6 protein-coding genes are annotated in these 17,181 nt (G+C 44.3%); 3 read left to right on the top strand and 3 right to left on the bottom strand.

From position 1 onward, the window contains the following. Nucleotides 1–42: 42 nt before the first annotated feature. The 3 genes from QUA02_RS22155 to QUA02_RS22145 all read right to left on the bottom strand — a co-directional run bounded on the left by QUA02_RS22155 (nucleotide 43) and on the right by QUA02_RS22145 (nucleotide 9,321). Nucleotides 43–5,235, bottom strand: a complete 5,193-nt coding sequence (locus tag QUA02_RS22155) for a PAS domain S-box protein (protein ID WP_333030694.1) — start codon at nucleotides 5,233–5,235, stop codon at nucleotides 43–45. A gap of 320 nt (nucleotides 5,236–5,555) precedes the next feature. Beyond that, nucleotides 5,556–6,848 (bottom strand): response regulator, encoded by a 1,293-nt coding sequence (locus QUA02_RS22150; protein WP_333030693.1) that lies wholly within the window; start codon nucleotides 6,846–6,848, stop codon nucleotides 5,556–5,558. Between the two features lie 154 nt (nucleotides 6,849–7,002). Further along, a complete protein-coding gene (locus QUA02_RS22145) occupies nucleotides 7,003–9,321 on the bottom strand; it encodes a tetratricopeptide repeat protein (RefSeq protein WP_333030691.1) in 2,319 nt (772 codons plus the stop codon). Nucleotides 9,322–9,477: 156 nt separating this feature from the next. On the opposite strand from QUA02_RS22145, the gene QUA02_RS22140 reads away from it, so the two are divergent. The 3 genes from QUA02_RS22140 (at nucleotide 9,478) to QUA02_RS22130 (ending at nucleotide 17,057) form a co-directional block, all read left to right on the top strand. Beyond that, a complete protein-coding gene (locus QUA02_RS22140) occupies nucleotides 9,478–12,021 on the top strand; it encodes a glycosyltransferase (RefSeq protein WP_333030690.1) in 2,544 nt (847 codons plus the stop codon). Nucleotides 12,022–12,148: 127 nt separating this feature from the next. Then, complete coding sequence (locus QUA02_RS22135) at nucleotides 12,149–15,655, top strand: glycosyltransferase (RefSeq protein ID WP_333030689.1); 3,507 nt, start codon at nucleotides 12,149–12,151, stop codon at nucleotides 15,653–15,655. Nucleotides 15,656–15,728: 73 nt separating this feature from the next. Further along, a complete protein-coding gene (locus tag QUA02_RS22130) occupies nucleotides 15,729–17,057 on the top strand; it encodes a GH39 family glycosyl hydrolase (RefSeq protein WP_333030687.1) in 1,329 nt (442 codons plus the stop codon). Nucleotides 17,058–17,181: the final 124 nt, after the last annotated feature.

Raw genomic sequence — 17,181 nt, 5'->3', positions numbered from 1 at the left:
TCCGATCGAGCGACCGGACATGATATCACTACTGACTACTGACTACTGACCATCGATATATTGTTTTAAAATATTCCGAATTTGTTTGAGCTGAAATCCCTTAGCAAGTTGGCGCAGCTTCGAGACAAACGGCACTAATTTTTGCTCTAAACTCTCCAGCTTAGCACTCTCCTCAAAAATTTCTTCAATGTCGCCCATAGCTGCGAGTTTCAAAATTTTTGCTACCGACTCAGAAGCCGCAGGTAACAGAGAAGAATAAGCAGGAAAATCAGATGCTGGTGACAAACTGGGAGTTTTGCGCTTTTTGCTTTCGGAAGATTCCTCGTAAATCCATTCTAGTCCCAAATGCACGCGCAACTGTTCCAAAAAGTGATTTGCTTCGATCGGCTTGGGAAGAAAAGCATCGCACCCTGCGAGGATGCTATCTTGCTGCGTAGCCTCGAAAACGCTAGCGGACAGAGCGATTAACACCACATCTTTTAATTCCGGCAACTGCCGCAGTCTCCTGGCAGTTTCTAAGCCATCCATTACAGGCATCCGCAAGTCCATTAAAATGATATCCGGTTGAAATTCAACTGCTTTGCAGAGGCATTCTTGACCGTTTTGGGCCTCTGCAATTTCAAATTCCAAACGCCGCAGCAGCCTGCACAACAAATCGCGATTTAGTTGATTGTCATCCACGATTAGCACTTTCCGCTTGTTGCCGACAAAACCGACAATCCAGCGTTTTTCCCGAAAAGGAGACACCTCCAAGTACCGTTTGGCTGCGGGCAATTCTAAATCCAGCAAAAAAGTGCTGCCTTTTCCCAAAGTGCTGTTGACGCGAATTTCGCTGCCCATCAGTTTCGCTAATTTCTGGCTGATAGAGAGTCCGAGACCCGTACCTTCAACAAAAGTATTGCTTCCTAGTTGGTGGAAGGGCAAAAATATTTCTTCTAACTTGCTTCGATCTATTCCAGTGCCGGTATCCTCGATTTGAAAGCGGATTTTTAAAGCGTGTTGGGCTGCGATCGCATTGTGGGCGAAGCGCATATAATTTTGTTTCAGTTCCGAACTCAAAATCGATAATTCATAATTTTCTCCTTGCCCTCGACTCCAGGCCCCTGTGCCGACATAGCCGACTTTGAAAGTCACTCCGCCGCTGTTAGTAAATTTAACGGCATTGCTGAGTAAATTTATGAGAATTTGGCGCAATCTTTTTTGATCGACACGGACGCAGCTAGGCAGGGGAGATACTTGTTCGTAATTGAAAGAAATTCCTTTTTGAGAGGCCCGCATCTGAAAGAGATCGGCAATGTTTTTCGTGAAATTTAGAAAATTTAACTCTTCCGGGTAGAGATCCATTTTTCTAGCTTCGATTTTGGATAAATCTAAAACATCGTCGATTAACATCAGCAGGTGTTGACCGCACTGTTGAATGTTGCTGAGACTTTCTTGCTGATCTTCGCTTAAGTCTTTGTCGGTTTTGAGGATTTGAGCGTAACCTAAAACGCCGTTTAAAGGCGTGCGCAGTTCGTGGCTCATGTTGGCGAGAAATTCGCTTTTGGCGCGGTTGGCTCTTTCTGCGACTAATGCGGCTTGTTGGAGGGCGGATTCTGCAAGTTTGCGATCGGCAATTTCGGTTTGTGCTTGTTCAAATAGCGTCGATTGCTGGATCGCGATCGCCAATTGGACGCACAATTGCCGGAGGGATTCTATTTCTGAGGAATCCCAGGGACGGGGGCCGCTGCAATCCTGGGCGATCAGCAGTCCCCAGAGCTGATTTTCTGCGGTCTGTTGGGTCTGGGAAATGCTTTCTCGTGCTTTTAAAATCGGCACTATTAAGTTAGCTTTTACTTCCAATCCTTCGAGAAATTTCATGTGGCATTCCGTCAAATTTTCCCGGTAAATATCTTCCATAGATCTAATACAGCCTTGCTGATAAATATCAACAAATTTCTCTTTAAAACAGCCATCAATATTGTTAAAATTTAGCAGCGAAATTCGATTTTTTGCCACGGATTCCACAACGACAAAGCCGCTCCAGTCGGGATTAAAACGGTAAATAACTGTGCGGTCTGTTTGCAAAAATTGCCGCACTTGTTCGACAGCAGTGGTGAGGACTTCTTCTAAATTGAGGGAGGAGCGAATGCGATCGAGCATGGCAACTACCAGCCGTTCTCGCCTTAATTGCAGCAGCAGCGCCATCTCGGCTTGTTTGCGTTCGGTGATGTCGGTAATTACTCCCACTAGCCCGATTAAATTGCCAGTTTCATCTTTAATGCAGTCGGCGCGAAATAAAGTCGTTACCAGTTCGTTGGTTTTAGTTTGGATTTTGAGTTCGCCTTGCCAAGATTTGCCTTTACGGATCGTTTTATACATTTCTACCAGCACTGGAGTTTGGGGGTAAAGTGCCGTTGCTCCGCCTGCTGTGTTGAGTTCTTCTGCTGTGTAGCCGTACCGCTGAACAAAGGCTTGATTGTGGTAGATAGATCGCCCTGCCAAGTCAGCAATGCCGATCGCATCGCTGGTGCTTTCTACCGCTTGAGTAACTCGCAGTAGGTCTAATTCTGCTTGTTTGCGATCGCTAATATCAGTAATAGTGCCGATATAGCCTTTAATTTCGCCGCCATCTCCGATTTCCGCTACTGCTTGACCGATGACCCAAATTACACGATTGTCTGGACGCTGAAAGCGGTATTCTGATTTAAAAGGAATTTTGTCAATAATGGCCCGATACCATTCATTTCTCACCCGCTCCGCATCCTCGGGATGTATGGCATTCATCCAGCCAGTTTCTGCTGCTAATTCTGCGTCTAATCCCGTGATTTCGCTCCACCGCTGATTGACATAAAGGCAATTGCCAAACGCATCGCTGTGAAATATGCCAACCGGCGATGCTTCTGCCAAAGTTTGATAGCGGCGCTGGCTCAATTGCAGTGCTGATTCTGCCTGTTTTCTTTTGGTGATATCGCGGACGATCGAAATTATCTCGCCGCCTGCAAGCATTGTCAGCGACAATTCTTGAGGGAATTTAGTACCGTCGCGGCGCTGACCGATCGCTTCTATATTGCAGTACCCTTTTTGCTGGAGCACCGGCATTACTTGTAGTTCAAAATTTTGAATTTCTGCTTGGCTGTAAAGCATTTCCCATGTCTTCCCATACAGTTCGCTAGCGCTAGCCAAGCCGTACATTTTGATATAAGCGTCGTTTGAATAAATACATTTTTTATTATTAAAAATGGCGATGCCGTCGTAAGCCGCGGCCATTGCTACTGCTTGTCGCTCGATTTTGGACTCTGTTTGTTTGCGAGATGTAATGTCGTGACCGACTGAGTAGATTAAACCTTCTTCGCTAAATGGCGATGCCGTCCACAGCAGGCATTTGTAAGAACCGTCTTTGCAGATATAGCGGTTTTCAAAGGAGATACTGGACGTACCGGCTATTAGTTTTGTCCCTTCGGCTGCGGTGGCTTTTCGATCGTCTGGATGAACAAATTCGAGCATCGGCTTGGAAAAAAGTTCGGCGCTGCTGTAGCCTAGAACCGTTGACCAAGCAGGGTTTAATCGTTTAAAATATCCGTCGAAACCGATAATGCAAAGCAAGTCTAAGGAGATGGTGAAAAAGCGATCGCGCTCTGTTTGTGCCTGCTTTAATTCAGTGATATCCATCACTAAACCGTCCCAGAGAATATCGCCTTCGCTCCCAGATTTTGCCTCATTATTGAGCTTTTCCGGTCTCGCCGCTCCTTGCAGCCACTTAACTTTTCCCGATGACAGGGTATGCCGCCACTGCTGCTGCCAAGGTTCCAGGGTAGCGGCTGAAACTTCGATCGATGCTTCTAAATCTAAGATATCGTCTGCATGAATTCCGCTGAAAATTATTTCTGCATTTTGCTCTATTACTTCTGGCTCTAATCCGTACAGTTCGCGACTGCTTGAAGATACGTAGGGAAAAGACCTTTCTCCAGTTGCTGACCTTCGGAATTGATAAATTATTCCCGGCATATTAGCTACCAATTTTTGAAATCGAGCTTCGCTTTGTTCCAGGGCTCTTTGCTGCCGTCTCTCTTCGGTAATATCTCTAATTGTCCCTACTATTACTTTACTGCCGTCTGCTATTTTAAAAACGCTTTTTTTGGTAGAGATGATGTGTTCTTTCCCGGCGGTGTCTGTGAATTTTTCTTCAGTTTCTAAGCAGACACCCGTTGTCAATACTTCTTCATCTTTTGTCCAAAAAAGATCGGCCTCTGATTTGGGGAAAAAGTCATAATCTGATTTGCCCAGCAGTTCTTGCCGCGATTTGCCGAGCAACTGACAAAAAGCATCATTTAATATCATCCAGCGGTGCTGCTCGTCTTTGACAAAAATTGGGTCTGGCGTAGCATTTATGGTGTGGTTTAAAAATTCTTCTGACGCTTTCAGTTTGGCTTCGTAGCGGTAGCGATCGCTCACGTCCAACACTACTTCGAGCATCCGGTCGATCGACCCGTCCAGGCCGCGGATGCAGCGCAGCGAAACTTGCGTGTGAACTATTTCGCCGTCTTTTCTGAGGCACCTTTTATCTGAGATGTAACCGTCGATCGTACCTGCTAACATCTGAGACAATTTTTCACAATTAGCATCAAAATCCTCTGGATGAGTCAACTCCAGCCAATTCTTTTGTACGAGTTCGTCGCGCTCGTAGCCCAGCAAATTGCACAGCGCATCGTTAACTTCTATCCAATTGCAATTTTCAGGAATTTCGCGGTCAATAATTGGAGCGATGATGGCAATTCCGATCAGGGAATTTTCCACCACCGAGCGATATTTTTCTTCGCTGTTTCGCAAAGCATCTTGACTGTTCTGGCGTTCTATGGCGTAACGGAGCGATCGAATTAACAGTTCGCCGTCGATTTTTCTTTTTACTAAATAATCTTGTACGCCCGCCGAAATTAACCGCAGGGCAAGTTCTTCGTCGTTTTGAGCGGTCAGAACTACGATCGGCACATTTACCGCGTACTCTTGTATCCGAGCAACCGTCTCAATTCCCAGACTGTCTGGCAGTGAAAGGTCTAATAAAATTATGTCAAAAGTTTCTTCATTCAATCGCTGCTGCGCTTCGCTGAGGCGCTCTACTTTCGTCAGCAATATACGCTGCGACCCGCTAATTCCTGACAGCAAATCTTCAATAAGCTCAGCTTCCTGAGCGTTGTCTTCTACTAACAGAACTTTAAAGCAGGTAGGAGGCACAGCTAAGTTAAAAACTGCTTTCATAATAGTTATTAATCAAAAAAATGTCAAGCTAACTTTGATTTCACCTTTTATTTCCTGGGTACTTATTAAATTGCACCTACACATACATCGGCTCTTTCAAAATTTAGGTCAGATTGCGGTGTGAGCGATCGCTAGAAAGATTGTGTTTAAGACTTATAATTATATCACGAACCAACTCTGGTGTCAACGCGAAACATTTTTTATTCTAACTTGCAATTTAACTTCTACCTTGTACCTTCTAGCTTCTGCCTTAAAATATAAGATTTTATTCAGCTTCCGCTGCCTTCTAGCTTCTAGCTTCTGCCGAAAGTATGTCTCGATTAAGCGAGAGTAAAGTGAAAAGTTGAGCCTTTACCCGGTTCCGAGTCCACCCAAATACATCCGCCGTGACGTTCTACAATCTTTTGACAAATTGCTAAACCAATACCTGTCCCAGAATATTCTTTTTGAGTGTGCAAGCGCTGGAAAATTTGAAAAATGCGTTTTTGATGCTGCAAAGCAATGCCAATTCCCCGATCGGAGACAGAAAATAACCAGTTTTCCTCCTGTTTGCAAGCAGTAATATGAACCACCGGCGGTGCATCGTGGCGATATTTAATCGCATTGCCGACTAAATTTTGAAAGAGCTGTACGAGCTGAGAACTATCCCCCATTACCGCTGGCAATTCGCTTACGGTAACAACTGCTTGAGTGTCGCGGATCGCCCCTTGCAGGTTGGCGATTGCTTGCTGGACTGCGTGATTGCAATCTGTCAGTTGAAAAGGTTTCTGACTCCGACCAACTCGCGAATATTCGAGCAAATCGTCAATTAAACTTTGCATTCTCGTGCAGCCATGAACGATATTGCCGATAAACTTACTAGCTTGGCTGTCGAGTTGGTCTTTATAACGTTTTTCTAAAAGTTGCGCGTAGCTGGCAATGGTTGCTAAAGGCGCTTGCAAGTCGTGAGAAGCCACATAAGCAAATTGTTCTAGTTCCGCATTTGAACGCGCCAATTCTTGGTTAGATTTTAAGAGAGCAGATTCGGCGTGCTGGCGGTTCGATATCTCTTGTTGGAGGAGCAAATTTTGCTCTTGCAGGACTTTTTCTACGGCGCGGCGGTTGCTGATTTCTTGTTGCAGGATTTTGTTTTGTTCGTGAATGTTTTTTTCAACGACTAAGCGGCTGTTGATTTCTTCTTGAAGCAGCAGATTTTGTTCTTTTAGCTGCTTTTGTAAATTCCGCAGGGTGAGGTGACTTTCGATGCGGGCGAGCACTTCTTCAAACTGAAATGGCTTGCTGATGTAGTCAACTGCTCCCACAGCAAATGCGTTTACTTTGTCGAAAATTTCATCTTTAGCGCTGATAAAGATTACCGGAATTTCGCGAGTTTTAGCTTCTGATTTCAGGTGCTTACACACTTCGTAGCCGTTCATTTCCGGCATCATTATGTCGAGCAAAATCAAATCCGGCGGATGAGAATTGCAGGCTCTCAGAGCCATTTTTCCGTTAATAACGCAGCGGGGCGCGTACCCCCGATGAGTCAACATCGTAGACAACAGACGCAGGTTTTCTGGCGTATCGTCTACTACTAAAATGTTTCCTAATTGCGTTTCCTGTAGGTTGTTATTCATTTGATTGATTATTTTCGGTTAAAAAACAATGGTGGCGGCTATTTTGTTTTTAATTTCATTGCTGCTATAGCCCTCAGTTATGAATTGTTCACAATTGGCTGTTACTTTCTTTCCTTCTCTCAGTCTACCTTTAATATTTTGAATTGGCTAATTCTCACAGGCTTAGCAGCAGAGTCAGAGCATTATTGTTCCAAGTGAATTTTTTATCTAAAACCTTAAATCCAGCTACTTTACACATAGCTTCTAAAGCAGTAGCTGTAGGCAGCCACCACCACGGGCCAAAGTCGTTGATTTCAAAAACTGCTTTCTCTGTTATCCCTATAAGTTGGTTGCTGTTGATGTATTGCCGCCAATAAGCTGTTAAAATAGCTCGTTCTGCGTCGTCCAAAGCGGGAATAAACATTACTCCAGAAGCGGGAATTTCATAGCGTCCCAACTCATTCTCTATAACTTCTTGGGTAATAGCTGAAGTGAAAATTAAATGCTCGCGAGTTATCTGACGCAAAGCAACTAAAATCTGCAACGGATGGGGGTGATGGTACAAAACTCCTGCACAGTGAACTACATCGTAAGGCTCGCCAATTTCTGCAAGCTTAATTTGAGTGATATCTTGGCTAATACAATGATAATTAACAATGTTTAAACTGGTCATCCGAGCGCGAAAATCTTGCCACAATTGTACGGATATCGGCATTACATCAATCATGGTGACAGCGGCTGCGCCGTATTTGGTAGCTACAGATACTTTTTCGCTGACAGTTCCCCACAATCCGCCGACTTCTGCAAAAGTCTTGCCTTTGACTACTCGCGCAATGTAGCGATCGCGAATATCCTTAGCCTCTAACTCTAATAATATACTGGATTCCCCTGTTTGACGCTGTTTTTCTAAAATATCCTCTAATTTTTGGGAGATTTCTGGATCTTTTGGTCTAATTTCTAATGCCATCAAGTACAACATTATGGCTTCGTTAAGCCTAGCGCTATTAGCAAAATCTTGTGCTAATTGACAGTAAAATTCAGGTGCCTGTAGCGGCTGCATTTCGTGGTGATAGTAGCTACTTGCTACATCTGAATCTACCGGAGTTCTTCTAATTAGAGCATCACCTAAATTTGTGTAAATTCCCGGTAGAGAGGGATCGATTTGAAGCGCACAAAGGTAGGCGGAGACAGCATCGTTCCATTCGTGACTTCCACTCAAAGCATCGCCTAAATTGTAATAAGACCAAGAAATATGGGGATTAAGTTCAATAGCACGTTGGTAAGCAGTAGCTGCTGCTTTCCACTGTTGGGTTTTTAACAGCGCTTCTCCTAAATTGTGGTAAGTCCAAGAGAATTCTGGATTGAGTGCGATCGCCCGCCGATAAGCGAATGTTGCTGGTGCAAACTTTTGAAGTTTAACTAAAGTCAAAGCTAAGTTATAATGAGACCAAAATAAATCTGAATTAAGTGCGATCGCCCGTTCGTATGCAGCCTCAGCTTCCGACCATTTTTCTAGTTTAAAAAGAGCATCTCCTAACTTGTGAAAAGCTGCGAAAAATTTTTGGTCTAATTCAGTCGCGCGCTGGTATGCTGCGGCGGATTCCGACCATTTTTCTAATTTGTCGCAAGCTTCACCGATGCTGTAGTAAGACCAAGAAAAATCCGGGTTAATTTCAACAGCCGTGCGGTAGATCGCGATGGCTTCTTGCCATTGCTCTAACTCGAGCAGAACGCCGCCTAAATTGTAGTAAGACCAAAAATAATTCGGATTCAAATCAATACTTTCGCGGTAGGCAACCTCCGCTTCGCGCCAGAGTTCCTTAGCTTGCAAAACATGGCCTAATTTGTAATGAAACTCCGAAATCTCCGGCTGGAGTTGAATAGCTTTGCGGTAGTTAACAATAGCTTCGTCCCACTGCTTTAGCTCGCTAGCAGCTTCGGCTATTTTGCAATAAGCTTCGCAAAAACTCGGGTTTAAATAAATCGTGCGGTGGTAACAAGTCAGCGCTTTTTCGGGCTTGTTTTGCGCCAACAAAGTATTACCTAAATCGAGATATTCTTCCGCTATCTCTATCGGTTCCACCATGAGTGCTTGATACCAACAGTCTGCTGCTTCCTCAGCTTGACCGACTTGGGTAAATATCCGGCTCAAATTGCGGTAAAATCCTGCAAAGTCTGGTTGGAGGGAGATAGCTTTTTGGTAACAGCCGATCGCCTCTTGCCACTGTTCCAATGTAGCGCAGAGAGTGCCGAGGTTAGCAAAAGCTTCGGCAAAATCCGGTTGCTGGGCGATCGCAACTTTATACCAATACCTTGCGTCTTCTAGTTTACCCTGAGCTTGCAGCGCCTTTCCCAAGGTCTTGCAAGTCTCTGCAGAATTGGGTTCAGATGCCAAAACTTGTTGGCAAAGTGCGATCGCGCGATCGAACATCCCTGTAGCTAAATAAAGTTCTGCCTGTTGCTGAAAATTCACCTGCGATGTTTCCGAAGTCATTTTTGATTGTCCTGTTAATTAACAAGTCCCTGTAAAATTATATGCTACAAGTTACCAAATTTCAAATTCATGTACATCTACCGACATACAAATAGTGATCAATGTACGCGACATTCATATAAAGTAGACAGTAATAGGTTAACAGCGAGATCAATAATGTCAACAGTCAATCGAACACCGCTAATCAGCGTAATTATACCTGCATATAATGGCGATCGCTACATCGTGCAAGCGGTAGAAAGCGCCCTATGTCAAACTTTTACTAATTTGGAGATTATAGTTGTAGACGACGGTTCGACAGATAACACCCATCAAGTATTGCAGCCTTATATTGACAGAATTCGCTACATATATCAGGAAAATCAAGGAGTAGCAGCCGCCCGAAATATTGCTTGCCAACTAGCGCAAGGCGAGTTTTTGGCATTTCTAGATGCTGATGACTATTTCCTACCCTCCAAGCTAGAAAAACAACTAGCTTGCTTTGACGCTGACCCCGCATTAGATATGGTGCAAACAGGTTGGTTTATGGTCGATGAAAAAGGGCGAGAGATTTCTGCTGTTAAGCCTTGGCAGCAAGCGCCTAAATTAGATTTAGAAAGCTTTATTATATTTAAATGCGTGCGTCCAAGTGCGATGATGCTGCGCCAAAAGTGGTGGGAAAAATTGGGCGGTTTCAATGATAATTTCCCCTTGGCTGAAGATTTAGACTTTGCCTTGCGTTTAGCTTTAAAGGGATGCAAAGCAGTTTGGTTAGAAGAGATTCTTACCTGTTATCGCCAGCACAATTCTAATATCATGTCAAGCGGTTTGCCGCTAATGAAGAATACAGAAATTTTGATGAAAGAATTCTTCGAGCGACGTGATTTGCCTGAGTCAATCCGCCAGTTAAAAAACCAGGAACGCTATCTATGCTTCAAGTGGCTGGCATGGCGGATGTACCGCGACGGTCATCTAGCAGAGATGGCCCAGTGTTTGGAAAAATCATTGCAATATACGCCTTTTTCGCCCACAAAAACAGTCTTGAATTGGCTGGAAAGTTTTCAGATGGCTTCTGAAGAATATGGTGAAAAATTTGACGCTTATTCGCTGAGTAATTTAGCGGAATGGCAAGAGATAATTTTGATGGTGATGACTAATCCACCCCAATCTCAACAGAGTTCTATTCCCACACCTTTAAAAGCGCGAGCGCACATTTTACTCTACAACACGGACGATCCGGGCGTGGGAGGATTAGCGCAGTACAATCATGCCATTCTCTGTCAGTTAGCCCTATTAGGCTATCGAGTAACTTGCGTGCAAACCAAACATTCTAGCCCCTTGATTGAGCGAGAACGAGAGTTAGGTATAGAGCACTTGTGGCTGGATTTTAGCGGTCATAAAGATTTACAGCGGGTGTTAAGAAATACTCAGGATGCACAAGAAATTTTTGCTAGCAATGAACCAGATATGATTATTTTTAGCGATGGTTGGCCATTTTCCAATTTTGCAGCTAAACAGGTAGTTATTGAAATGGGAATACCATACATGATGGTGATCGGGCTAGTTATGCCAGAACACGCAACTTTTGCCTGCGGGGATGTAGTGCCTTATGTAGAAGGAGCGCTCTACCACTTCCTGCAAGCTAGAGCCTTGATTGTTGGGGCTTACGAACATTTGAATTTATTGTGCCAACATTTCAAGTTACCAAAAGAGCGAGGACAAGTGATTTACTTGGGGCGTTCTCCTGAATATTTTGCACCTCCTAATGCTGCGGCTCGTCAACGCCTGCGGCGAGAATTAGAAATTCCTGAAGATGCGATTGTCTGTTTCACATCTGCTCGATTGGCATCGATTAAAGGGCATCGATATCAGATCGAAGCAATCAAGCAGTTGCAGCAGTCTCCTGTGTGGTCTAAACTGTATTTTGTCTGGGCAGGAACTGGTGAGGGAAGCGCTGACAATGTAGAAATAGAATTGAGGGAAACTATTAAAGAGTTAGGGGTGAGCGATCGCGTGAAGTCGATCGGACAGCGCTGGGATATCCTAGATTGGCTGGATGCTAGCGACATATTCATTTTGACTTCTCTAGCAGATGCAGCGCCTTCTCTTGCAGTCATGGAAGCGATGGCTAAGGGATTGCCGGTAGTTGCAACGGCTGTGGGCGGCATTCCTGAAGGGCTTGGCGATACTGGGAAATTGTTGCCCGATCCGAATACCGATCCAGAGGGAACCGCGAGGGAATTGGCGAAAACTGTAGAAGCTTGGGCGATGAATCCAGAATTACGGCATCAAATCGGTCAAGCTTGCAAGCAGCGGGCCGAGAAAGTGTTTAAAGAGGAACGGATGTTGGCAGAGTCGATTGAGGCGATCGAAAAAGCTTTAGTTTGCGATCGCCAAACAGATCAATTTGTTACTCAAAAAGAGGTACACAGGTCAATGGCGAAAATAGAAAGCCGGGTGCACTACAGCTCTTTAGTGTGGAATGCTTGGCAGGCTTACTGTCAAAAAAATCTAAGCCAAATGCAGAAATCGCTTCAAGAATCTTTGCAGTACACACCTTTTTTGAGTACAGAAACGCTGTTAAACTGGGTAGAATATTTTGGCAACTTTTCGTCAGCCAAAGGGCATGATTTAGATACATATTCTCTAATTAACTCAGCAGAATGGCAACAATTAGTCGAGGAATTACAGGGTATTGAATCGGTATTTTATGCACGCTAAAATACTAGATTGACCTTTCAAATTCCGATGGCTGTCAACAGTAGAATTGCATCTGCCTTCTGCCTGACCTCCGTTACATCCTGTACAGTGCTCGTTGCCGAACCATTCCTTATCACCGATAAAACTCATGTCAATGGCTAATTCGACACCGCGAGTAAGTGTAATTATTCCAGCATATAATGGCGATCGCTACATAGCGCAAGCGGTAGAAAGCGTCATCAGCCAAACCTATAAAAACTGGGAAATTATCGTCGTAGACGACGGCTCAACCGACGACACCCGCCAAGCATTGCAGCCTTATTTTGACAGAATTCGCTATGTTTATCAGGAAAACCAAGGAGTAGCTGCCGCCCGCAACCGAGGAATTCAGGAATCCCGAGGTGAATTAATTGCTTTTTTAGATCAAGATGACTTTTTCTTGTCCGATAAGTTAGCTGGACAAGTTGCGTTATTTGACGCTCAGCCATCACTAGGAATTGTTAATAGTGGCTGGCGAATAGTTAAAGAGCAAGGCGAAAGTATTTTCGATGTCACACCCTGGGAATACTTGCCTCAGCTAGACTTAAAAACCTGGATTGTTTATATGCCCCTACTTCCCAGCGCCATGATGTTTTCGCGGCAGTGGTTGGAACGAGTCGGTGGCTTTGATTCTCAGTATGATTCAGTAGATGATGCCGACTTAATCTTGCGTTTAGCACTATCTGGTTGCGAAGCTGCTTGGTTGCCTCAAGTGACAGTATGCTACCGCCAGCACGGGCAAAATGTGTCCATCCAGAGAGCGCTAAAACAGGCCAACCTTAGTATTAAGTTAAAGCAAAATTTATTCAGTAGAGCCGACTTGCCAGAGGACATCCGCCAATTAGAAAAGCAGGCTTTTTATGAAGCTCTGACATGGATGGCGTGGCAACTTTACTACAGTGGCTATCCCGCAGAAATGACGGAGTATTTGCAAAAATCTTTAGATTACACCCCGTCCTCACTGACACTAACTATAATAGATTGGGTAAAGCGCCTTATCGGAATTTCTAACACCTACGGCTGCCAAATTGATGGCATTGCTCTCAGAAAAATACCAGAATGGAAACAGTTAATGGGTAATATCATTCCTCCTAAAAAAGTGCGCGTCAGTGTCATTATCCCGGCTTACAACTGTGAGCGCTACATTGTCAAATCCGTAGAGAGTGTTCTGGGCCAGACTTATCAAAACTGGGAAATTATCGTGGTAGACGACGGTTCAACTGACAACACTCGCCAATTTTTAGCACCTTACCTCGATTTAATTCAATACATCTATCAAGATAATCAAGGAGCAGCCATTGCTCGAAATAGTGCTTGCAAGTTAGCACAAGGGGAATTTTTAGCTTTTTTAGATGCTGACGACTTCTTCTTACCAGAAAAACTCGAAAAACAAGTAGCTTGCTTTGACGCTGACCCCACATTAGATATGGTGCAAACAGGTTGGGTTATTGTTGACAAAAACGAGAAAGGCATCTATGGAGTAAAGCCTTGGGAAGAAGAACCAAAATTAGATTTAGAAGCCTTTGTTTTTTACAAATCAGTGCGTCCCAGCGCCATGATGCTGCGGCGAGAGTGGTGGGAACGCTTGGGAGGTTTCGATCCTCGCTTGCCACCAACCGAAGATTTAGATTTTGTCCTACGTTTAGCTTTAAAAGGCTGCAAGTCAGTTTGGTTAAAAGAGATATTAACCTGCTATCGTCAGCACGACAGCAATATCATGTCTAACGGCTCCAAATTAATGAAAAACACGGAAATTTTGATGGAGCAATTTTTCGCGCGGCCAGATTTGCCTCAGCACATCCGCGACTTGAAACGCGCGGAACGTTACAAGTGTTTCGTATGGATAGCGTGGCGGATGTACCGCGACGGATATTTGGCAGAAATGGTCGAAAGTCTGCAAAAATCTCTGTATTACACTCATTTGACAGGCACTGAAACTGTTTTTAATTGGCTGGAAACTTTTAAGGGGGTTTCAGAACAGTACGGCTACAACTTTGATGCCTATGCCTTAACCAATTTACAGGAATGGCAAGACATAGTGGCGATCGCAGCGAACAATCCTTATCAGTTTCAATCGGCTCCCAGTTCGACTTCTCGGCAGCAAACAAAGCACGTACTCCTGTACACAGAAGACTCAGGAGTCGGCGGTTTGGCTCAGTTTAACCACTCGCTGATGTGTAAATTAGCTGCCGATGGCTACCGAGTAACCAGCGTTCAAAGTCAAGCTTCTAACCCTTTAATTACCGAACAAAAACAGCTAGGTATAGAACATATTTGGCTAGAGTTCGACACGATGAAAGAGTTTTTGCGAATTGCTTACAATTTGGATGATGCTCAAAAGATTTACGCTCAGGCTCGACCGGATTTAATTATATTTAGTGACGGCTGGCCGATGGCGAACTTTGCAGCCAAACAAGTTGCGATCGAGCAAAATATACCGTACATAATCAGTCTGGGTTATATTAATCGCAATTATGAAACCTTCGATCGCGGCGATCAAATCCCCTATTTCGATGCAGTTGCCTACCAGTACATGGTAGCCAAAGCAGCAGTAGCAGTTTCCCACGAGAATTTAAACTTGTTCCAAAGTCTATTTAAAGCGCGTCTAGAACGGGGAAAAGTAATCTATTATGGCCGACCAAATAGTTATTTTGAGCCGCCGAATCTTTCCACTCGCCAACGCCTGCGTCAAGAACAAGGAATCCCCGAAAATGCTGTCGTTTGTTTTACGGCGGCGAGATTGACTCCAATTAAAGGATATCAGTATCAATTGCAGGCGATCGCCCAACTGAAAAATCGTCCAGTTTGGCCCCAAATTTACTTTGTTTGGGCGGGGCCTGGGTCTACTACTCACGACAATCTGGAACCTGAATTAAGAGCAACTGTGAGCAAATTGGGGGTAGAAGAACAGGTTAAATTCTTAGGACAGCGCTGGGATATTGCCGATTGGCTCGACGCCAGCGACATCTTTATTTTATCTTCCCAAGCAGAAGGAATGCCGCTAGCAATTATGGAAGCAATGGCGAAAGGATTGCCCGTAATTGCCACAGCAGTCAGCGGGATTCCTGAAGAATTGGGAGATACGGGAAAGTTGCTCCCCGATCCTACAATCGACCCAGAAGGAACAGTAAAAGAGTTGGTAGAAACGGTGGAAATATGGGCAGAAAATCCCGAATTGCGCCGACTTGCAGGACAAGCGTGCAAAGCGCGAGCCCAAGAACTATTCAAAGAAGAACGGATGCTTCGGGAATATGGAGAAATAATTGAACAGGCATTTGTAAGTGACGGTGAGAGCGACAGTTTCTCTATTAGTCCGAAATTCAAAAAGCAGCTACAGCAAGTGGATAGCCTGCTGAAATACTATTATTTAGTGTGGAAAGCTTGGGATGCTTACGATCGGGGAGATATGTCCGAGATGGTGAATAATTTGCAATCTGCTTGGGCATGCACGCCTTATTTTACCACAGAAACTATCTTTGATTGGGTGAAAAATTTTGGTACTTTCGCTGCGGAAAAAAAAGTTAATTTCGATACCAACGAGCTGATCGAATCCCGATCGTGGCAACAAGTGATAGAATCAATACAGGGTTTTGAAGTGTTTTCATCTGTTCGTTAAAACTGATCTCTTGCAGCATTCTTAGGAATGGGCCGGAGAGCCCATTCCACAAAACATCAACCAAACAAAAGATATGCAATTTACATTCAAGTTCCCACGTATTAATAAACTGCTGCCAATTTGCTTAGCTATTGTCACTGTTCTGTTAATAGCCTATTTGGGACAACCAAGAGCGATCGCCCAAATGCGATCGAACGTCGCAGTTGATTTTGGACAGCCAGCCACCGGTACAATTTCCATGAGCGGCATCCTGCACGGAATCGACACCGCAAAACCGCCGGATAGTTCTATCAAACCCTTGCAGCCGAAGCTGTGGCGGGCGGGGAGACTCGATATTTACGATCGAGTAATCGCCAGCGGAGCCGAGTTTCAACTGGTAGTCAGCGACCTCTGGGGTTACGGCAGCAATCCCAAAGGTTGGCCCTATCAAAACTACCCTGCATGGGAAGCATTCGTACGGCAATTAGCTCAACAAAATAAAGGCAAAAAAATTATTTGGGATGTATGGAACGAACCTGATTTAAAAAATCCGTTTTGGAATGGAAGCAGAGAACAATTCTTTGAAACCTACAAAAGGGCTTACAAAATTTTGCGGGAAGAATTGGGGCCGTCAGCTATGATTGGCGGGCCGAGCATTACCAACTACAACAAAGAATATCTCGCCGCTTTTTTGAATTACTGCAAAGCGAACAAACTGGAAGTAAATTTCCTAGCTTGGCACGAGCTAAACGATAGCAAGATTTTATTTGTGGACGATCATGTCATCGATGCTAAACGCAATTTTCAGCAAAGTCCCTCTTACAAGGAACTGAAATTGCAAAAAATTTACGTCAACGAAATTGTCGGGGACTTAGCGCAGTACCAGCCGGGGGAAATCTTAGGTTATTTGTATAATTTAGAGTATGCAAAAGCCGACGGTGCTTGCAGAGCTTGTTGGGAGACTAAAGGGGCAAATAAAGTTAGCAATTGTTTCAACAATACGCTGAGTGGGATGGTGACGCCTAATACTTTTGAGCCGAGAGCCGCTTGGTGGACTTACAAAGCTTATGCTGACGGAGTTAATTCGCGGGTGCGGAGTCGATCGGATAACGATCGCCTTGTCGCTTTAGCCAGCAAGTCAAATCCTGAAGGTAAAGCACAGGTGCTTTTAGGTTATTTCGATCGCAATTATTCCTCAGCAACAACGGTGACATTAAACCTCGCGAATTTGCAACAGCTAGGTATCCAAAACGGTCAAAAAATTAGTCTGAAATTAGAGAAGATTCCCAACAATCTAGAAGGTGCTGTGCAAAAACTTGTGACGGTTAAAGAAGAAAGTGTGTCTGTTGGTAGCGGCAGTTTGACTTATGTTATTCCTAATTTCAACGTTCACGAAGGCTATTTATTGACGGTTAGCAAGTGATATAGTTTCTGGTTGCACCGGAATTATATAGAGGACACGGCAGTGCCGGGGAGCGTGTCACTTTTGCGATGAGTATAAATACTCAGAAATACTAGGGCAGAGGTTTTGAGCTATTGTTGGGCAA

Source organism: Microcoleus pseudofavosus SVA1_A4 (assembly GCF_036700565.1).
GTDB lineage: Bacteria > Cyanobacteriota > Cyanobacteriia > Cyanobacteriales > Microcoleaceae > Microcoleus.
The sequence above is the reverse complement of the archived record's forward strand: the minus strand, read 5'-3'. Positions and strand labels throughout refer to the sequence as shown.

Bases quoted from the DNA above. Each gene is read 5' to 3' on its own strand.
- QUA02_RS22155 (WP_333030694.1), bottom strand. From the start codon at position 5,235: ATGAAAGCAGTTTTTAACTTAGCTGTGCCTCCTACCTGCTTTAAAGTT.
- QUA02_RS22150 (WP_333030693.1), bottom strand. From the start codon at position 6,848: ATGAATAACAACCTACAGGAAACGCAATTAGGAAACATTTTAGTAGTA.
- QUA02_RS22140 (WP_333030690.1), top strand. From the start codon at position 9,478: ATGTCAACAGTCAATCGAACACCGCTAATCAGCGTAATTATACCTGCA.
- QUA02_RS22145 (WP_333030691.1), bottom strand. From the start codon at position 9,321: ATGACTTCGGAAACATCGCAGGTGAATTTTCAGCAACAGGCAGAACTT.
- QUA02_RS22135 (WP_333030689.1), top strand. From the start codon at position 12,149: ATGTCAATGGCTAATTCGACACCGCGAGTAAGTGTAATTATTCCAGCA.
- QUA02_RS22130 (WP_333030687.1), top strand. From the start codon at position 15,729: ATGCAATTTACATTCAAGTTCCCACGTATTAATAAACTGCTGCCAATT.